Source organism: Streptomyces sp. NPDC021225, from assembly GCF_044332865.1.
Lineage (GTDB): Bacteria > Actinomycetota > Actinomycetes > Streptomycetales > Streptomycetaceae > Streptomyces.
Genome location: NZ_JBIRPV010000010.1, coordinates 290,114 through 310,245 on the forward strand (window position 1 = coordinate 290,114; position 20,132 = coordinate 310,245).

Annotated in this window: 11 protein-coding genes; 3 read left to right on the top strand and 8 right to left on the bottom strand. The window is 71.0% G+C overall.

The annotated features are described in order from the left end of the window. Positions 1–7 precede the first annotated feature (7 nt). Positions 8–4,735 (bottom strand): putative T7SS-secreted protein, encoded by a 4,728-nt coding sequence (locus ACH4S9_RS35215; RefSeq protein ID WP_398375618.1) that lies wholly within the window; start codon positions 4,733–4,735, stop codon positions 8–10. A gap of 279 nt (positions 4,736–5,014) precedes the next feature. Here ACH4S9_RS35215 and ACH4S9_RS35220 point away from each other — a divergent pair, with 279 nt between their 5' ends. Both ACH4S9_RS35220 and ACH4S9_RS35225 read left to right on the top strand, forming a co-directional pair. Beyond that, on the top strand, positions 5,015–5,983 hold the full coding sequence (locus tag ACH4S9_RS35220) for a helix-turn-helix domain-containing protein (RefSeq protein WP_398375620.1): 969 nt from the start codon (positions 5,015–5,017) through the stop codon (positions 5,981–5,983). A 132-nt stretch (positions 5,984–6,115) separates the two neighbouring features. Further along, positions 6,116–7,015: a helix-turn-helix domain-containing protein gene (locus ACH4S9_RS35225; protein ID WP_398375621.1), complete on the top strand. Its 900-nt coding sequence runs from the start codon at positions 6,116–6,118 to the stop codon at positions 7,013–7,015. A gap of 75 nt (positions 7,016–7,090) precedes the next feature. Here the strand turns inward: ACH4S9_RS35225 and ACH4S9_RS35230 are convergent, their stop codons facing one another. The 7 genes from ACH4S9_RS35230 to ACH4S9_RS35260 all read right to left on the bottom strand — a co-directional run bounded on the left by ACH4S9_RS35230 (position 7,091) and on the right by ACH4S9_RS35260 (position 19,256). Continuing rightward, positions 7,091–8,791, bottom strand: coding sequence for a protein kinase (locus tag ACH4S9_RS35230; RefSeq protein WP_398375623.1), 1,701 nt, complete (start codon positions 8,789–8,791; stop codon positions 7,091–7,093). 45 nt (positions 8,792–8,836) lie between these two features. Then, complete coding sequence (locus ACH4S9_RS35235; RefSeq protein WP_311726973.1) at positions 8,837–9,118, bottom strand: hypothetical protein; 282 nt, start codon at positions 9,116–9,118, stop codon at positions 8,837–8,839. Between the two features lie 77 nt (positions 9,119–9,195). Beyond that, positions 9,196–10,800 carry a hypothetical protein gene (locus ACH4S9_RS35240; RefSeq protein WP_398375624.1) on the bottom strand — a complete coding sequence of 535 codons (1,605 nt, stop codon included), beginning with the start codon at positions 10,798–10,800 and terminating at the stop codon, positions 9,196–9,198. 13 nt (positions 10,801–10,813) lie between these two features. Then, on the bottom strand, positions 10,814–11,101 hold the full coding sequence (locus ACH4S9_RS35245; RefSeq protein ID WP_311726971.1) for a hypothetical protein: 288 nt from the start codon (positions 11,099–11,101) through the stop codon (positions 10,814–10,816). 124 nt (positions 11,102–11,225) lie between these two features. Next, on the bottom strand, positions 11,226–15,440 hold the full coding sequence (locus ACH4S9_RS35250; RefSeq protein WP_398375625.1) for an FtsK/SpoIIIE domain-containing protein: 4,215 nt from the start codon (positions 15,438–15,440) through the stop codon (positions 11,226–11,228). A 149-nt stretch (positions 15,441–15,589) separates the two neighbouring features. Further along, positions 15,590–16,861, bottom strand: coding sequence for a sensor histidine kinase (locus ACH4S9_RS35255; RefSeq protein ID WP_398375626.1), 1,272 nt, complete (start codon positions 16,859–16,861; stop codon positions 15,590–15,592). A gap of 133 nt (positions 16,862–16,994) precedes the next feature. Further along, positions 16,995–19,256, bottom strand: a complete 2,262-nt coding sequence (locus ACH4S9_RS35260; protein ID WP_385345829.1) for an MMPL family transporter — start codon at positions 19,254–19,256, stop codon at positions 16,995–16,997. Positions 19,257–19,658: 402 nt separating this feature from the next. Here ACH4S9_RS35260 and ACH4S9_RS35265 point away from each other — a divergent pair, with 402 nt between their 5' ends. Continuing rightward, positions 19,659–19,940, top strand: a complete 282-nt coding sequence (locus tag ACH4S9_RS35265) for a DUF1876 domain-containing protein (protein WP_358848670.1) — start codon at positions 19,659–19,661, stop codon at positions 19,938–19,940. The last annotated feature ends 192 nt before the right edge of the window (positions 19,941–20,132 follow it).

Below are 20,132 nucleotides of genomic sequence, written 5' to 3' on the forward strand. Positions count from 1 at the left end.
CTGGTTCTCAGATGATCGCGCGGCAAGCGACCCAGTGCACTCGGCCCATGTTCGGCAGCAGCAGTTGGGAGAGACGGGTCTCTTGGGTCACGGTCCTCCCGGAGACCACGCTTTTCCCGGCGGGGGTCCCCAGACCAGTGGGTGGGTACAGCGAATAGTCCGGCATCTGCTGGCCCGACTCGATGACGTTCAGGGGAGTGGTGTTGCTGTTTGCAATCATATGCATTTCATCCGAGTAGATCAGCTCACCATGCAGGTGGTAGATGCCAACGCTCGTGCCTTCGGGGACCGTGACCATGCTGGTGTCGCCCGCTCGGATGCTGCCATGGCCGAAGAACACCATCTCCCCGTCCGGACGGCCGTTCACGTACCAGAACGATGCGGACTGGCCCACATCGTCGGCGTAAAAGTCGATACCTTCGTAATCGTCGTAGGGGGAGAGCCCCAGCGGGTCGATGAAGAGGTGGGGGTTGGGGACGTAGGCGACGGGGTTGGGGGCGGGGGTGAGGCCGAGGGGGTCGGGGGTGAGGTAGCGGGCGGTGGTGGGGTCGTAGTAGCGGTGGTGGTTGTAGTGGAGGCCGCTTTCGGGGTCGAAGTACTGGCCCGGGAAGCGCAGGGGGGTGTGGGTCTGCCCCGTACGTTCTTCCGTCGTGGTGCCCCAGAGGGTGGTGCGGGGGCGCCAGGCGATGTCGCCGGTTTCGTCGATGAGTTCGGCGGGGGTGCCGATGTGGTCGGTGACGACGGCGTAGAAGCGGCGGTCGATCTCGCGCTGGGTCGTGGCGACGGTGGTGCGTTCGGTCTGGGTCAGGGGGCGGAAGCCGTCGTGGTGCCAGGTGAGGGTGGTCGGGTATGGGAGGTCGGGTGTGGTGGTGGTCTGTTCGATGAGGGTGTGGCCGTCCCAGGTGAAGTCGGCCTGTTCGAGGACGGTTTCGCTGTCGTGGGCGAGGCGTTGTTTGGTGGTGCGGCGGCCGAGGGGGTCGTAGAGGTAGCGCCAGATCGTGCCGTCGGGGGTGGTGAGGGTGGTGAGGTGGTTTTCGGTGTCCCAGGTGTAGCGCCAGGTGTCGGGTTTCTTCGACAGGCGGGTTTTCTGGCGGAGGGTGAGGCGGCCGGCGGTGTCGTGTTCGTAGCGGACCCGTCCGGCGCGGGTGATGCGGGTGCCGGTGTAGGCGCGGGGACCGGTGGTGGCCGGGTGGTCGGTGGGCCAGGTGGCGTGGGTCTGGTTGCCCGCCTCGTCGTAGGCGTAGGTCTCGGTCCAGCCTTCGGCGCGGACGGTGGTGACCCGGCCTGCGTCGTCGAGGTCGAAGGAGCGGGGGCCGAGGAGCTGGTCGGCGATGGCGGTGAGGTGGCCGTCGGGGCGGTAGGTGTACGCGCGGCGCTGGGCGATGTCGCCCGCCGGTCCGGTGGTCAGGGTCTGTTCGGCCAGCCGTCCGGCTGGGTCCCAGATCTGTTCGAGAGTGGCGGTGGGCCCAAGTTGGCGGGTGATTTCCCGGCCTAGCGCGTCATAGGTGAAGTCGAGGGTGTGGCCGCAGGTGGTCAGCGCGGTGCGGCGGCCCGCCGCGTCATACGAGAACGTGGACTTGGCGCCGGACGGGGTGGTCCGGCGCACGGTACGGCCCAGGGCGTCGTACGCATGGGTCAGCACCCGGCCGTTGACCATCTCGGTCGTCACCCGGCCCATCCGGTCCCGCCCGAACACCGCCGACACCTCGGGGCCAACGGCCTCCGTCAGCTGCCCGGCCAGGTCGTAGGTGAAGGTGGTGACCTGGCCGTCGGCGTCTTTGCGCACGACCCGGCCGCTAGCGTCCCGTTCGAGGGAGATGGTCTGGCCCAGCGGGTTGGTGCGGGAGATCAGTTGGCCCGCTGCGTCGTAGGCGTAGGTGAGGGTGCGGCCGTCGAAGTCCGTCTCGGCGAGCAGTCGGCCGACCGGGTCATAGGTGTAACTCCAGGTCAGCCCCTGTGGATTGGTTACCTCGGTGAGACGCAGTTGGGTGTCGTGCGTGAACTCGTGGCGGGTGCCGTCCGGGTCGGTCCGGGCGGCCGGCAGGTCGAAGTCGGTGTACTCGTACGTGGTCACGCCGCCGCTCGCGTCCCTGTACACGGTGAGGTTGCCCTCGCCGTCGTAGGTCCAACGCTGCTCGGCGCCGTCCGGGGCGATACGCCGGGCCAGCTTGCCCTCGACGGTCCACGCCACGTGGGTGGTGGCGCCGAGGGGGTCGGTGATGGTGGTGGGGCGGCCGAAGGCGTCGCGGTGGTAGGTGGTGGCCGCGCCCAGGGGGTCGGTGATCTCGACGGGGAGCCCGGCGGGGTCGCAGCGTACGCGTGTGGTGTCGTGGAGCGCGTTGGTGGCCGAGGTCAGGTGGCCGTGGTCGTCGTAGGTGTAGTGGGTGGTGTTGCCCAACGGGTCGGTGGCCGTGGTGCGGTTGCCTCGGTCGTCGTATGCGTAGCGCCAGGTGGCTCCGTCCGGGTGGACCACCTCGACCGGCAGGCCCAGGTCGTTGTAGGCGGCGGTCTGCTGGTGTCCGTCGGGGGTGGTCAGGGAGGTCAGCCGGCCGGCCGTGTCGTAGGCGAAGATGGTGGTCCGGCCCAGGGCATCGGTGCGGGACAAGGCGCGGCCGTAGCGGTCCCTCCGGGTGCGGACCGTGTTGCCGACGGCGTCGGTGACGGCGATGACCTGGCAGCGGTCGTTCACCATATAGCGGGTGGTGTGGCCCTCGGCGGTGGTGACCGTGGTGACCCGGTGACCGGTCCGTTCATCGACCGGGCCGTAGTCGATGCGCAGGGAGATATGGCCCTCGGTGCCACCCTCGGCGATACACCGGTCCCGGTTGTCATACACGTAGTCGTAACGGCGGTCGTTCGTGTCGATCCACGCGATCACCCGACGCTCCGTGTCGTACTCGAAGCGCAGCGGCAGACCGGAGGACTTGACCACCTCGGTCAGATTGCCGTCCGTGTACGCGTAGCGGATGAGCTGCTGGTCGGCGCCCGCGAGGTGGAGGGCGGTGATGCGGCCGTCTTCGGTGGTGATGTTGAGGTGGTAGCCGCCGCTGTGGACGATGCTGGTCGGGGTGCCGTCGGTGTCGTATTCGAAGGTCAGGCGGTGGCCGTTGCGGTCGCTGATCTCCGCAAGCGGGGCCTCGCCATCGCCCCCGCCTTGCGGGCCGGTGAAGTAGCGGGTGTGGCCGGTGTCCGGGTCGGTGAGCGTGTAATCGCCTTCTGCCGTGCGCTCCAGCGGCCACCTCGGGCCCAGCTCGGGCAGGGTCGGCAGGCCGGGGGCCGGGTGCGGGTACGACAGCAGCAGCCCGTCTTCGGCGACGAACGCCACACCTCGTGCGCCGATTTCCAGCCGCTGATCGGCGGTGCTCGACCATGACGGGCCGAACCACCGCCCTGCCCGGTACCCCGATTCCACCCGGCGCACGAACACCAGCGGGAGCGCTCCCGGCAGCACCACGTCCCGCTGGGGCAGATACATCCGGCCCGACGCCAGGTCCACTGGGTCGGTGCCCCCAGCGGTCCGCGCCCCGTCGGGTGTGGCGTGGGGTGCCGGGCCGTCCTTGGCCAGCGTCTGCAACCCCGACCGCTCAGCCCTGGCCATGGTCGCGGGCAGCCTCTCCGCAGCCGTCACCGCCGCCTTCGCCCCGCCCAGGCCCTTCGTGCCGATCAGCTCCGGCACCAAACGGCCAAGGCCCTCGGACGGGTCCTTCTGGAAGGCGTCCCACATGCCCTTGAGAGCCGTGCCTGGGTCATTGGCCATGCGCAGCAGGCCAGCGGCCGTGTTGTTCAGGTTCGTCGCGTACTCGGCGGGGTGAGTGATGTTGTAAGGCTCCAGCGGGTTCACCTGCCGGGCGAAGTTGAGCAGGCCCGCCGTGCCCTTGACCACGCCACCCAGGAAGTGGCTCGCGTCCAGGTTCAGCCCCTGAAGCCCGTCGCCCAGCTGCTGGGCGTAGGACGGCTTCTTGGGCGCGGCATCGCGCGCTCCCTCCACCGCCGTTTTTGCCACCCCATGTGCCTCATCCCGCTGCCGCCGCGCCTCCTGCAAAATGTCCTGTGCGGCCTTGATATCAGCGGCCCCCGGGTCGTGGAAGGCACCCGGCTTGTCCGGCAGGCTCGACGCGTCCCGCTTCTCCGCAGGCAGGCCGTTGTACGCGTCCACCGCCTTGTTGTACGCGGACACGGTGCCGTTGTGCGCCGAGCGGGCGTCGTCCGAGGCCTTCTTGCCCTTCTTGTAGCGCCGGATCGCCTCCTCGGCCTGGCCCTGCGCCCACTCCACCGTCCCCGCGAACCGCTCCAGCGCCCCCGACGCCTTCTCACACGCATCCGCCGCCGCGAACCACTTCTTCGGCTCGACCGACACACTCTCCCGGAACGCGTCCGCCGCCTTCCCCTTCAACGACCCCGAACCCAGCCCCCGCAACCCCTTGCCCACATTGTTGAACGCCGTCTTGAAGTCACTCAGATGACTCGCGGTCGACCGCAGCTTGGACGAACTTCCGTGGATCAGCTTCTTCGCATCCTCGCTCTCCCCGAGCTGCATCTCATCGACGGCCGCGCCCAGGGCGTTCGCCGCCGAATCCGACTTGTCCCGGACCCAGTCCGCACCGCTCTGCCAGCCGACGTCATCCAGCCGGTCCGCCGTCCAGTCTCCCGCGTCGTCGATCGCCCCGCCGACATCCTCGACCCGGTCATCGACCCAGTCCTCGACCGAGTCCGGAATGAAGTCACCAAGCCCCACGCGCAGTTACCCCCGTAACCCAACCCACGGTATTCCGGATGAGCGTACCGACCCTGCTCAGCAAGGGTTCCGCCCCGTCCGGTTTCACGGATCCGCCGGGCCACCGTCGCCTCGCTTCCTGTGCCCGAGGCGGAGGAATCAGCCGAGGTCAGCATTGTTGCGCGTGGCGATTCAGGGCTGCGCAACAACGCGAAGCCGCGCCAGACTCGAAGTGAGCCAAGGCCGGGCCGTCAGCCGTTGGGGCGGTCCGGGCCATCGGGTACGGGGGAGGGACGAGTAGTGATCGAGACGCTGTTCCGGGGCGATGAACTGCCCGCGACGGACCGGTTCGAGTGTTGGCGCGATCTGGCGTTCCAGAGCCATTCGCCCCATGAGATGCGCACGGAACACAGCGCCGACTTCCGGGGCACGTTACGAGTGCTGGACCTCGGCATCGTTCAGGTGTCCCTGTTCACGTGTCCGCCGCTGGACTCGGACCGGACCCCGGTACTGATCCGGCGGTCCGATCCCGAGATCTACCACCTCTCGGCGCCGCTGTGCGGGCGCATGAGGGTCGTCGAGGACGATCGGGAGATCCTGGTCGGGCAGGGCGATCTGGTGCTGGTGAACAGCTCGCGCCCCTATCGGGGCCGTCTGGACGCCGAGGACGGCACGGTCTCGGCCGCGGAGATGATCATCCCGCGGATGCTGCTGCCGCTGCCCCGGGGCCTCGGCGACCGGCAGGTCGCGATGAGGTTGCCGGGGCGAGCGGGGATCGGGGCGCTGCTCGCCCAGTTCCTCACTGGCCTGCTCAACGACCCCACGTCCTATGGGCCTTCGGATGCCGCGCGGTTGGGGGCCGTCGCGCTCGATCTGGCCAACGCCCTGATCGCGCGCCAGTTCGAAGCCGATGTGGCGCCCGAGACCTTCCAGCACTCCCTGGCCACGCGTGTCCGCGGCTATGTCCAGCAGCACCTGGCCGACCCCGAGCTGACGCCCGAGCGGATCGCCGCGTCCCAGCACATCTCCGTCCGCTCCCTGCACCGCGTCTTCCGCCGCGAGAACACCACGGTCTCCGCCTACATCCGCCACCAACGGCTGGAACAGGCCCGCCGAGACCTGGCCGATCCGGGGCTGAGCAGGCGGCCCATCCACGCCATCGCCGCCCGATGGGGATTTCGGCGGCCGGCCGACTTCACCCGCGCCTTCCGTACCGCCTACGGCATGCCGCCCAAGGACTTCCGGCACCTCGCCCTGCGCGGCGCCTGATTGGCGTTCAGCGCTAAGCGGGTGGCGCTCAGCGCTAAGGACACGTCCGCACCTCCTCGGCAGACTCGTCGAGCAGGGACGGGGAAAGGTAACACCATTACTTTGCAATCGCTTGTGCGCTCGCCGCGGCAGATGACCTCCTCCGCGGTCGTTCGTGACCGGCCCGGGCACCGGACCGAATGGGAGCTGGGGCCGGTGCGGATGACCGTGCTGCGTTTTCCGGCGCTTTCCGTATCGGCCCCGTCGCACGCCGACCGGCCCGCCCGGAGCGGCGGTCCGCGGATGTGGCGGCTGATCCTGGTGTCCGAGGGGCCGCTGACGCTGGGCCGGGGGTTCGACGCGACCCGGCTGGACCCCGGCCAACTGGTGCTGTGGGACCCATGGGAGCCGTTCGACGCGGCGGCCGCCGACCGGGCCCGCCCACCCCGGGCGATGGTTCTGCATCTGCCGGGGAGCGCGCTGTCGCTGCCGCACCTGGCGCTGCGCGGTGTGGCGGCGCGGCCGGTGTCCTCGGAGACGGGCCCGGCGGCGCTCCTCGCGCGGTTCCTGGAAGGGCTTGCGGGACCCGCCGCGCCGATCGAGTTTCCGCAGGCCGCCTGGCTGGGGCGCGCTGCGGTCGACCTCGCGGTGGCGTTCCTGAGCAGCGTGGCCGAGCGGTGCGACGAGGCGGGGCCACTGCCGCGGCAGGCCGCGCTCCTCGGGGAGATCAAGTCGTATATCGACCGCAATCTCGGCGATCCTGACTTGTCGCCTACGGCGATCGCCACTGCGCATCACATCTCGGTCCGCTATCTGCACCATCTGTTCCGGCAGGACGAGCGGACGGTCGGCGGATTCGTCCGCGAGCGGCGGCTGGAGCGCTGCCGGGCCGATCTGACGGACCCCTGCCTCGCGGGGCAGAGCATGGCCGCGATCCGGGTGCAGTGGGGTTTCCAGGACGCGGCGGTGTTCAACCGGGCCTTCAAGAAGGAGTACGGGATCACGCCCGGCGAGTACCGCAGGCGTGAGGGTGTGCCCGTGGGGGGCCGATAGCGGTCGCCTTCGGTGTTGTGGCTGAGCCGGCGGGGGACCGCCGGCTCAGTCGTGGCGTTTCTGCGGTGCTTCCGCTCAGGCGCGGAGCGCCGGCCAGGTGTCCTCTCCCACTTTGCCGTCGTCATGAAGGTGGTGATCCCGCTGAAAGGCTATGACCGCTGCCTTCGTGTCGGGGCCGAACTGCCCGTCGACGCCGTGGGGTCCGATGTCGTACCCCCGGGCCTTGAGGATGCACTGCACCTGGCGGACGGGATTTCCGCTGCTGCCCTGCATGGTGAGCGCGGTGCCGGAGTAGTAGTGGCAGGACTTCCACGGCTTCGGCGACGAGGTCTTGGGCGGAGGCTGTGACTGCTTGGGCGTATCAGCGGTGGGCGTGACGATCTTGGTTATGACCTTGGTCGGCTGCTTCTGGTTGGCAGGGGGCCGGCTCTCCTCGGATCCACCACCGCCGCCACCACCACCTCCATCTCCGCCCCCCGATGCATTCGCGGGGACGGACGTCGTCCCCGGCGACGGCTTCGCCGAGTGCTTCGCCGCGGGAGACTTCGACGCCGACGGGTGCTGAGCGGACTGCGAGACCGTCGCGGAGGCGCCCTTCTGCCCGTCGTCCGAGGACCCCATCCCCGGCACGACGAAGGCCACCACCCCGACGGCCACGGCGACGACCGCCGCGGCCGCGGCCAGGGCCAGGCCGCGGCGTCGCTTGGGCTCCGCCGGCCGCAGCGTGCGCTCCGGGGCGCCGCGGCGAAGGATCGTCAGCTGGTTCATGGGCGACACCGCGACGGCGTGCCCGGTCCACTCGGAACGTGAGCCGATCAGCTCCGCGAGCGGCGCGGGCCACTCCTGGGCCGGGGCGTGCCGCCGCGCCGCGTCGACGACCTCCTGCGGGTTCGGCCGCCCCTCCACGGTCTTGTCCAGACAGCGGCCGACCAGCTCCGCCAGGGCCGGATCGCACTCCACCACCTTGGCGAGCACGTCCTCGCTCGGCGGCGAGTAGACCACGCGGTGGATGACATCGGCGGTCGATCCCTCGCCGAACGGCGTTCTGCCGGTCGCGGCGTGCGCCAGGACCGAGCCGAGCGAGAAGACGTCCGAAGCGGTGCTCGCCGCGCGGCCGTCGGCCTGCTCGGGTGACATGAACGCGGGGGTGCCCACGTGCTGGCCGGTCATGGTGAGCACGCTGGCGTCGGTGGTGTGGGCCACCCCGAAGTCGATCACCCGCGCCCCGTCCGCGCCCAGCAGGACGTTGGACGGCTTGAGGTCGCGGTGCACGATGCCGGCGGAGGCGATCGTGGCGAGCGCCTCCCCGATCTCAGCCGCCAGCCGCCATACGACCGGGGCGGGCAGCGGGCCGAAGCGGCGCACCGCGTCGTCGAGGCTCGGCCCCGGGACGAACGCGGTGGCCATCCACAGCCGCTCCTCCTCGTCGAAGCCCGAATTGAGCAGCCCCGCGGTGTACTTCCCGTGGACCCGCCGTACGACCTCGACCTCGCGCTCGAACCGGCGCCGGAACTTCGGGTCCTCGGCGTGCTCCGGCCGGATGACCTTGACGGCCACCAGCGCGTCGGCCCCGTACGGGGCCGACGCCTCCCCCTCCGCGCCCGCTTCCCGCCCGAGGTAGAGCCGGCCCATTCCCCCGCCCCCCAGGCGCGCGAGCACCCGGTAGGGCCCGATCGCCACCGGGTCCGACCGCCGCAGCGGTTCGGCGCCGAGGCGTTCGAGGTCGGCGGGGCTCAGCTCTCCGGTCCAGGGGTGGACCGGGTCCCTCTCAGACATGGGAGTTTCCTTATGGAGTTCCTGCTGGGACGCGCTTGGGCTCGGTCAGCCGTTGCCGCCGGCCGTGGAGATGTTCCTCAGGACCGCGTCGAACTTCCGCTGGAACTCGTCCAGGGACTGCTTGATCTTGTTCAGGTCGGCCTGGGCGCCGCTCCAGGCGGAGCGGAACTCGGCGGCGTGCTTGCCGTCCCAGTGGCTCTGGTCGCTGAGGATGTTCCCGGCGGCGGAGAGCTGGCTGATGGACTGCTGGAAACCGCCGTCGATGATGCCGAGGAACTTGCGGCTGGCGGAGTGCGCCGCGTCGTCGACCTTGACTGTGCCTGCCATGGTGAGTTTCTCCTGTATTTCTTGGTGATGTGTATTTCTTGGTGATGGTGATGGGTGCGCCGGGGTCGGCTCGGGGCCTACTCCGGTGGCTTGTAGTCGGGATTGCCGAGTGCGTCGTTGACTTCGCCGAGTTCGAGATCCCGGTAGCCGTGTGTCAGGTCGGTGATGGACGGTGGCAGATGGCCTTGGAAGTCCTTCTGGCCCGCCGCGTAGTCGTCCCCATTGAGCATGATCTTTTTGACGAGTTCGGCGTTGGCGACAGGGTCGCTGCCGAACTTCACGGGAACGTCCGATCCCACGGGGTGGACGAGACCTTGAGAGATCAAAGAACTGACGGCGAGGGAAAGCCCGCCGACTGCAAGGCGATCATTGAGCAATGAAGTGTCCGCATGACTTCCGCCGGGAAACAGCTTGTCCAGCAGGCCCGTCAGCGGGTCCTCCGACGAATACAGGCTCTGCATGGCCCCCACTCCCGCGGTGAAGGCGATATTGCCGACGAGTAGTTCCGGCGCGAGAATCCCTGTCGGCATGAAGAGCACGTTGACGTACCCTCCCTGGATCATGCTCTTCACCAGCTCGTGCTCGTCACCGGTTTCGTTCGCCGCCTTCAGGAACAGGCCGAGGTCCTGGCCGTTCTGCCTGCCCAGCCCTTCGGCCCAGCGTCGAAGGGCGATGGGGTCATCTCCTGGCGGAGGAACGAGACTTTGCGTGATGCCCGCCGAATAGAACTCCATCAGGGGGCCGATCAGCTGCTGCATCTGGTGGTGAGTCAGTTTCGGTGTGCCGTCGCCGAACAGCCCGTCCGAGACTTTGTGCATCAGCGCCCGGGCCTGCGACTGACCGGACTGCTGCCACATGGCCACGGTGAGCGCCTTGGTCAGGCTGCCGCGGAGCCCGGGGATCTCCGACGCGGGGCCGTAGAAGAGCTGACGCAGCTGCCCGGACGTCAGATGGTCCGCGAAGTTCCGGGCCGCCACCGGGTTGGCGCCGATGCTGTTCAGGAACTGGAGCTTCTGGGCCGCGGTCATGTAGTGGTCTTGCAGGTTCACCGCGAAGCGGACGTTTTGAATGGGTCTCGCGAGCCGTGTGTTGACCGAGTCGTAGACCTTCTTGTCCAGCACGCCGCTCGAATAGGCGCTCACCAGCGCCGGAATGCCTCCTTGTGCCATCGCGGTCTCGATGTGCTGCTCATCCAGATTGTTGTAGAAACCCGCGCTGAAGTAGGGGTCATTGCCGTGCTTGGCGAGTTCCCTGATGATGCCGGTGACTTCGACGGGCTTGGCGCCCATCAGGCGCTTGGCGAGCGCTGCGCCCGCGTTGATCTGGACTTGGTGTGCGGCCTCCGTCTGCTGGCGCGCGGCCTCTGTCTGTAGTTTCGTAAAGGCCGCGTTGACGGTCTTCTCGTTGGCGTGGATCGGCTGGTTCCGCCCTCGTACGAGAACGCCTCCGGCCTGCAGGAACGCCTGGCCGACGGTCCTCACGTCCCGGTCCGTGTAATACGCGGCCGCCAGTTGCTTGGCGGTGTCCACGTCAATGGCTGTCACGCACCCCCCGCCGTTTTGGTATGCCGTGACCGCGGGGGTCAGTACATTGCGGACCCAGGTCTGCACCTGCTCGGCGCCGTTGGTGCACGTATCGGAATAATTGAAGAGGTTTTCCGGAATCGCGGACACAGTCGTCATGTCGCTGTCATACCTACCGCTTGTTCTTCTCGGCGGCGTGCGCCGCCTCGGTCGCCTGGGTCACTTGCGACTGGACTCTGATAGCCGCGTTCCTGACTTCGGTGAGCGCCGCCTGCTGGCGCAAGAAGTCGGTTTGGAAACGGTCGCGCTTCGTGCCCTGCCAGTTGTCGCTGTGCTGGCCGCCGAGAAGATTGTCTTTCTTGCTCAGGCGCAGCCAAATAAACGAGTCCAGCTTCTGGATGAGCTGGGAAAGCTGCTGACTGAGCCGCTCGGCGGCGGCGAAGTCGTACTTCGGTGGCATCAGTCAGTTCCCTCTGTGTGGCTCACTCGTGAATTCTCCGGTCCCGGCCTGCCCCGTGTCATTGACCTCGGGTGCACTGTCCATGTGCGTTCAGCGCAATGAGTCATATGCGGGCGAGCACGGGTCAGTTCGCCACCTGCACGCCCGCCGCCACGCCGTCCACCACGAGGTAGCCACGGCCCGGCAGCGGGGCCATGCGGTCGTGGCGGGGCAGTTCGGTGCCCAGCAGGTCGCCGTCGAGGTCGTGGTCGGGACACAGGAGGACACCGCAGCGGCTGTCGCGGGCGCGTTGGGTCCAGTGGCCGTAGGCGCGGCGCAGGGCGTCGGCGCGGCCGGCGGCGATCAGGTGGTGGCCGGTGGCGGGGAAGGACAGCCACTGTTCCAGGAAGCCGCGTTCGTCGTCCACCGTGTCGGCGTCATCGGCCAGGAGGAGGGCGGGCCGGTCCAGGGGGAGGGCGGCGAGGGTCTGTTCGAGGTCGTCGTACGTGGTGGCCAGGGCGGTCAGGCCGGGCAGGTCGCGCAGCGGGGAGCGGCGCGGGGCGAAGCCGACGACCGCGGGTGGGGCGTCGGCGGAGGACATCACGAGACGGGCGACGGTGCACAGGGCCGTGCTGCGGCCGGACCGCTGCGGCCCGGCGATCAGGGCGTGTTCGCGCTCGTACATCCGCAGCCCGGCGCAGCCGAGCGTGTCGGAGTCCAGGCCGACCGGGAGCCACCAGGGGTCGGTGGCGGTCTGAGGCGGTGTCGTGAGCGCGGTGGCGGGGACGTCGGTGGGCAGCAGCCCGACCGCCGGGGCGGTGCGCTCGGCGCCGGTCCACCGGGCGGCCGTGTCCGCGACGGCCGCCGCCAGGTCCTCGCCCGGCCAGCCGATCTGGATCACCTGCCGGTTGGCGGCCACGAGAGCCCGGCCCGGCACGTACGTGGGGACCGCGTTGCGCGGTACGTCGAAGTATCCGTACTCGCCGGGGTCGGCCAGCCGCAGCAGCAGCTTGGTCTGGGTCAGGGCGGACCAGGCCGAGGGCACGGCGCCGGAGCGGTCGGCGCTGACGGCGAACCGGATGCCGACCGCGGGGCCGTCCGCGTAGACACGGGCGAGCTCGTCGATCAGGTTCATCCCCGCCACGTCCTTGTCGAAGTCCGAGATCAGGGCGCCGAGGTTGTCCAGCAGCACCAGCCAGTCCGGGGAGCCGGCCGGGCCGCGGGACTTGCGCTCGTCCAGCTCCCGGCGCAACAGCTTGATCAGCCGGTTCTGCCGCTCGCGCTCGCCGGACCCGATATGGGCGCCGGTGTGTGGCAGCGCGGCCAGCGGGGCCAGGTCGCCCGCGCCCATGTCGAGGGCGAAGACGTGCAGCCGGTCGGGCGGTTCGGTGCCGGTGGCGGAGAGGGCGAGCGAGGCGAGCGCGGTGGAGGTGCCGGAGCCGCCGGAGCCGTAGATCAGCAGGTTTCCCGCGGCCGGGTCCCAGCCGACCGCGTACTGGCGCTGCCGGTCGGGGTCGTCGGCGAGCGCCCAGGCGGGCAGCCCGGCGGCCTCGGTGTGCAGGCCCTGTTCGGCGACCGGCGGAAGGTCCGCGCGGTGCAGGACACCGGGCAGCGGGTCGGGCCAGGGCCGCCGCGGCGGGGCGAATCCGGAGAGGTCGGCGGCCTGCCGCGCGGCCTTGACCAGCCGTCGCAGATCGGTCTCGCCCTCTGTGCCGTCGGTGGCCGCCACCAGGACCGGCATGCCCAGGATGAACGGCGCGATCGTCACCGGGGCGGTCACCGCGGCCTGCGTGGTGACCCCGGTGGACAGCGCGGTCTGCACCGGCAGCACCTCTCGCGCGCTGAGCCGGTAGAAGGCGCGTCCCCACTGGCGGGTGCCGATCCCGGCCGCGGCCGGGCTGTCGATGACGTCCTGCGAGTCCCCGGTGCTCTCAAGTCGCAGCGCGATACGGAGTTTGACGTTGTTCTTGATGGCGTCGTTGACCGAGCCGGCGGGCCGCTGGGTGGCCATGATCAGGTGGACGCCGAGGCTGCGGCCGCGCTGGGCGATGCTCACCAGCGAGTCGACGAAGTCCGGCAGGGCCTTGACCAGGGTGGCGAACTCGTCGATCACCACGGCGAGCCGGGGCATCGGCTCCATGTCCCCGTCCCCGGTGTCGCGCAGCCGCTGGTAGTCACGGATGTGGCCGAGCCCCACCTCGCGCAGCAGTCGCTCGCGGTGGTGGATCTCGGCCTCCAGACAGCGCAGGGCGCGCTCGCCGAGCTGCTCGTCGAGGTCGGTGACCAGGCCCACGGTGTGCGGGAGTTCGGCGCACTCGTCCAGGGCGCCGCCGCCCTTGTAGTCCACCAGCGCGAAGGTCAGATGCTCGGGGTCGGCGTCGGTGGCCATGCTCGCGATGAGGGTGCGCAGCAGCTCGCTCTTGCCGGAGCCGGTGGTCCCGGCGATCAGCGCATGCGGCCCGTCGTCGTCGAGGTCCACGGTGAACAGGTCGCGCTCGCTGACCCCGAGCACGGCCTGCACCCGCAGCGCCGGAGCGCGGGTCTTCCACCGGTGACCGACCTCGTCCCCGGAGACGGCGGCCAGGTCCAGCAGCGGCAGCAGGGAGATCCGGTCCGGCAGCCCCGCGCCCTCGATCCGCAGCTCCGGGTCCTCGAAGCGGGCCAGCGCCCTGGCGGTGGCGCGCGCCTCGGCCGCCGGCATGCCGCCCAGCAGCACATCGGACACCACCTCGTCGGAGGCCACGTCGCGCACCCGGCCACGGCCCTCCGCCGAGGCGGTGACCACCGAGGTGCACAGGGCGGGCAGCCGGGTGGTGAGGACCAGGGCGCCGCAGCTCAGCGCGCGGTCCGCGAGCAGCTCCCGCAGCGGACAGGGGCGGCCCTCCAGCAGCGTGGCGCCGTCCACGACCACCAGCAGCACCGGGCCGGCGCCGCCCTCCGCACGCCGGGGCGCTGCGGCGAGCAGATGGCGGGCCAGCGCGTCGGACTGCTCCGGCCCGACCGCCACCAGCCGCGCCGTGCCCGACTGCGGATCCGTGCCGTGCGGCAGCCACTTCGTCCAGTCCCAGTCGGCGAGCCGCTCCGGGTCGGCGAACACCGCCAGCGTCACATCCGCCGGACCGCTCCCCACCACCGCCTGGCACAGCAGGGACCGGACGATGGCGAGGGACGCCCGGCGGTCCCCCTCGAACCCCACAGCCTCACCGGCCGACACCCCGACCACCACCGGCACCTGCGGCAGCACACACCGCTCGCCCAGGATGTCCGCCACCTCGGGCGCCGGTCCCGAGGAGCCCGTCTCCAGCGGTGGAGACCAGGACAGATCGGCGCTGCCCACCACCGTCCTGAGGAAGTCCGGCGCGCCGGGGCGCCGTTCCCACAGGGCCACCCCCGGCGCGGTGGCCCGGTGGACCACCTCCGCCGGGTCGGGGTGGGCGGCCCGGCGGGTACGGATCTCGGCCGCGTGGCGAGCGGCCACGGTCTGCTCGAACTCCGCGACCCGGGCGGTGTGGTCCCGCATCCCGCGCCGGAAGGAGAACCGGCCCCGCAGCCGCTCCTCCAGGAAGTTCCCCAGGAACATCAGGGGGGTGAGCGCCGCGATGGCCGCGTAGCGGATATCGCCGGTGAGGGCGACGATCGTGCCGGCCAGGACCAGCGGACCCAGCATGCTGGAGATGGAGAACGGAGCCTTGTTGGCGCTCGGTGGCGGCTCGGGGGCGGCGATCCGCGGCGGTTCGCCCGGCCTGCCGCCGCGCGGCGGGCGGTTGAAGGGCAGGGTGCCGCCGGGGCCCACCTCCCGGACCGCGTTGACCCGCTGCACGGGGCCGATGCGGTCGGGCGGCAGGATGCGCAGCTGCACCTCGCCACCGAGCGAGACCAGGTCCTCCGGCTGGACCCGGACGGCCTTGGAGATCCGCTCGCCGCACACATCCGTGCCGTTGACCGTGTTCAGGTCGGCGATGTGCACCTGCCCATCGGCCGAGACCTCCAGCGCGGCGTGCAGTCGGGACACCCCCGCGGCCACGAACCGCACATCCGCCTCGGCGCCCCGGCCGATGACCACCCTGCCCACCCGCAGCGGAACGCTGCGCCCGGCCTCCAGCCCACCGACCACCCGCAGCACGGCGGCCGCCACGCGCGGCCCGCCGGCAGAGCCCCAGCCCGCGCGGGCCACCCGTGAGCCGTGGGCGAGACCGGACTCGCTCAGCCCGGTCTCCGGCGGTGCCGTCCTGCCGTCGATGCTCAGCCCGCTCGCCGGGATGTCCAGGGCCGCGGCGAGGTCGGCCAGCGTGGCGTTCGGCCGGCCGACGCGCAGTTCCATCTCCCGTTCGGTCTCACCGTCGGCATAGACGATCCGCACCGCGCAGTCCCTCCAGAGGGGTCAGGGGATGAAGGGGCGCGTCGAGTCTGGCGCAGGCCCGGCCGGAAGGCATTGACAGCGAGCGCACAGTCGTTGACCGTGCGCGCAATCCCGTCGCGGCGAGTCGGCGGCGCGTCGGGCTTCCTGGTTCAGGCTCCCTGTTCCCCCGGCTCCGGCGCGGGGTCCGGCTCCGGCATGGGGTCCGGCTCGGGTGCGGGTGCCGGTCCGTCGGGGTGCAACGGCAGTTCGGCGGTGACCTCGAAGCCGCCTTCCGGGCGGCGGCCCGCGGTGAGGGCGCCGCCCACCGAATGCGCGCGCTCGCGCATGCCGATGAGGCCGAAGCCGTGTCCGGGGGCCGGCGCGGCCGCCGTGTCCGTAGCCGCGGTTCCGTCGTCGGTGACGCCGATGGTCAGCCGGTCGCGGGAGTAGCTGAGCCGTACGTGCGCGGTGTGCGCGGCGGCGTGCTTGGTGACGTTGGTGAGGGCCTCCTGCACGATCCGGAACGCCGTCAGATCCACTCCCGGAGAGAGCCGCCGCGGCTCGCCGTGCGTGGTGACCGTGACCGGGAGCCCGGCGGAGGCGAACGCGTCGGTCAGCTCGGGGAGCCGGGCGAGTCCGGGGCTGGGCTCCAGGGGCGCGTCCGGGTCGTCCGTCTGGCGCAGCAGGCCGACGGTGGCCTTGAGTTCGCGCAGCGCGGAGGAGGTGGTGGAGGCCAGGCCGGTGAGGATCTTGTGGGCCTGGTCGGGGTTGTTCCGGGCGAGATGCGCGGCGGTGCTCGCCTGGGCGTTGGCCAGGGCCAGGTGGTGGGCGACCACGTCGTGCAGCTCGCGGGCGATGCGCATGCGCTCCTCGGCGACGCGGTGCCGCGCCTCCTCGTCGCGGGTGCGCTCGGCGTGTTCGGCGCGGGCCTGTGCGGCGTCCATGACGGCGTCCGTATAGGCGCGCCGTATCCGGACCGCGCGGCCGGCGGCGACGGGCAGCAGCAGCCACACGGCCGGGCCGATGGTCTTGAGCACCAGCGCGTGGTTGACGGGGTCGGCGACCATCGCGGTGGTCACCAGCGCGGCGATGGTGGCGAGGCAGTAGGAGTAGGTGATCTTCCGCTCGGTGAGCACCGCCAGCCAGTAGAGCGCCATCAGGACCGGGGCCAGCAGCAGGGGGGTGAGCAGATAGCCGACCGCGCTCGCGGCCGCGACACAGGCCGCCGTCACGGCGACGGAGGTGCGCGGGTGGCTGCGACATCCCACCAGGGCGGCGCTGGAGATACCCGCAAGCAGCAGGGCCGGGCCCAACGACGGCGGGGCGTTGCCGGGCATGCCGAGTCCGGCGCCGAGGACGACGAGGCCGAACAGCACCCCGGCCACGAACACGTCGACGGCGAGGTGATGGCGCTCCGTATAGCGCTCCAGACTGCTGGTCATCGGGTTCTCCGGTCGGGGCCTGGGTCCATGGTGGACGACGCCGGGCACGAACGGCCGACGGCCGCCCGGGTTCGTGACCACGGGCGGCCCTCGGGGCGCGGGGCGGCGTCTGTCGAATCAGGCGTCTGTCGGGTCAGACGTGTGCCGATTCCCGGTCCGGCGTGGTGTCGGGGGCCGGGAGCGCGGCGGCGGGGGAGCGGCGGCTGAGCGCCTCGCCCTCCACGTCGATGTTCGGCAGCACCCTGTCCAGCCAGCGCGGCAGCCACCAGGCGCGGTCGCCGAGCAGGGCGAGGACGGCGGGCACCAGCGCCATGCGGACGACGAACGCGTCGAACAGGACGGCGATGGCGAGGCCGAACCCGATCATCTTGATCATGGATTCGGCGGAGCCCACGAACCCGGAGAACACGGCCATCATGATCAGTGCGGCCGCCACCACCACCCGGGCGCTGTGCCGGAACCCGGTGACGATCGCCTGGCCGGGCCGGTCCCCGTGGACGTACGCCTCGCGCATGCGCGTGACCAGGAAGACCTCGTAGTCCATGGCGAGACCGAAGACGATGCCCACCAGGAAGATCGGCATCAGGCTCATGATCGGGCCGGTCTGCTCCACGCCGAGGAGGTCGGCGCCCCAGCCCCACTGGAAGACCGCGACCACCGCGCCGAAGGCGGCGAGCACCGACAGCAGGAACCCGGCCGCCGCCTTGATGGGCACCAGGAGGGAGCGGAACACCACGAGCAGAAGCACGAAGGCGAGGCCCACCACGACCGCGAGATAGGGGATCAGCGCGTCCTGCACCTTCTGGGCGACGTCGATGTTCACCGCGGTGGAGCCGGTGACCTCGAAGCTCGCATGGGTGGCGGACTCGAGTGCGGGCCGTTCGGCGCGGATGGTGCGCACCAGGTCCTTGGTCTTCTCGTCGGTGGGGGCGGTGGACGGCGTGGCGGAGAAGACCGCGGTGTCGCCCGCGGCGTTGAACCGGGCCGGGGAGACGGAGACGACACCCTTGGTGGCGCCGATCCTGTCGGTGATCCTGTGTACGGCGCCCTTCGCGTCGGCGGTGCCCTTGGCGTCGACGACGATGGTCAGCGGTCCGTTGAAGCCGGGGCCGAAGCCCTCGGCGAGCGCGTCGTAGGCGCGGCGCTCCGTGGTCGAGGTGGACTTGGCCTCGTCCCCGGGCATGCCCAGCTGGAGGCCCGTCACCGGGAGCGCGATCGCGCCGAGCCCGGCCACGGCGGCCAGCAGTACGGGCAGGGGGCGGCGCAGTACGAACCGGGCCCAGCGGCTGCCCCCGTTGTGCTCGCCGCCCTCCTTGGCCTTCGCGCGCTTGGCCTTCGCGTCCTTGTTCTTCCCGTCCTTGTTCTTCGCGTCCCGCCGGGCGGAGCGCGACAGCACGGCCCGCGGGAGGAAGGCGAGCAGCGCCGGCACCAGGGTCAGCGCGATGACGACGGCGATCGCGACCGCGCCCGCGGCGGCCAGGCCCATCTTGGTCAGCATCGGGATGCCGACCACCGACAGCCCGGCCAGCGCGATCACGACGGTGAGCCCGGCGAAGACCACCGCCGACCCGGCCGTGCCCGCGGCCAGCCCGGCCGCCTCCTCGGGCTCGTGTCCCCGGGCCCGCTCCTCGCGGTAGCGCGAGACCACGAACATGGCGTAGTCGATGCCGACCGCGATCCCCAGCATCGAGGCGAGCGTGCCGGTGGTGCCGGACAGGCCGAAGGTGCTGGCCAGCGCCATGATCGAGGCCATGGAGACGCCGACGCCGACGATCGCGGTCAGCAGCGGGAGCCCCGCGGCGGCCAGCGAGCCGAAGGTGATCAGCAGCACGGCCGCGGCGATGACGATGCCGATGCCCTCGGCGGCCCCGCCCGCCGCGGGCTGGGTCGCCAGCGCGTTGCCGCCGACCTCGACGGTCAGCCCCGCGTCCCGGGCCTGCTGGACGGCGTCCTCCAAGGTCTTCTTGGCGGCGTCGGTGAGGTCGTCGGCCGCAACCTTGTAGGTGACGGTCGCGTATGCCGTCCCCGCGTCCTTGCTGACGGCCCGCGCCTGGAAGGGGTCCACCGCGCCGGCGACCTGCGGACCGCCGGACACCTCGTGCACGACCTTCTCGACGGCCGCCCGGTTGTCGGCCGCGGTGACCTTCTCCCCGTGCGGGGCGACGAAGACGATCCGGGCGTTCGCCCCGTCGGCCTTGGCACCGGGGAAGCGCTGGTCCATCAGGTCGAACGCCTTCTGGGACTCGATGCCGGGCATCGAGTTCCCGGTGTCGGGGGCGGCCGGCGCCTTGACCGCGCCGAAGCCGACGGCCGCCAGCACGGCCACCCACAGCAGGGTCACCCACCAGCGTCGTCGGAAGGCCAGACGGCCCAGTCGATAGAGATAAGCAGCCACGGGACGGAGGTCTCCACATCTGAACTCGGGTACCTCTCCAGGCTCCCGGCGCGCGGCCCGCCCGTCGTCATGCGGCTGCCGACAATCGGGGGTACTGAGAACGCAGTACCGGCCGCCCGCCGGGTCGTTCCCGGGCATGACCCCCGTCGGCCCCGGCCTCAGCCGGTCAGCACCTCCGCGAGGGAGGCGACGGCGCCCACGGCCACCCCGTCCCCGGGGATGGCCACCCGCGGCCACGGCGAGCCGTCGGTTCCCAGATGTCCATGCGCCACAGCATTTAGAGGGAAGTTAGGTATGCCTCACCTAACTAAGTGGATGTTTCATGTTGTGCGGCTGCCGGGGAGTGGATGCACGCTGGGGAGTGGACACACGCGCGCAGGAGCGATTCCGGAGGTGAGCGTCATGCCACAGACCAGCGTGGGATGGCATGTCGAGTTGGAATTCGACGAGGACACCCGCCACACACGCGCCGCAGCCCTGGTCCGGCTCGCCGACGGGAGCGAGATCCGGGGCCACGGGGCCGCGAGCCGGGCCCCCGCCGACTCCAACCAGCCGCGGGTCGGCGAGGAGATCGCGGGCGCCAGGGCGCTCAACGAGCTGGCGACGAAGTTGCTGGAGAAGGCGCACGGCGAGATCGACGCGGTGTCCGGCCGTACGTCGCACCCACTGCATATGGACCGCTGAGGCGGATCCCCGATCCGCTGAGCGCGGCGCCGTCCGTCACTCGCCCTCGGGCATCGGCAGCAGCAGGGTGAAGGTGGTCGGCGACGCCCGTACGAGTGTGAGCCGGCCCCCGGCCGCCCGCGCCATGTCGCGCGCCAGGGGCAGGCCGATGCCGCTGCCGGAGCGTGAGGTGGTGGTGCCCCGCGCGAAGAC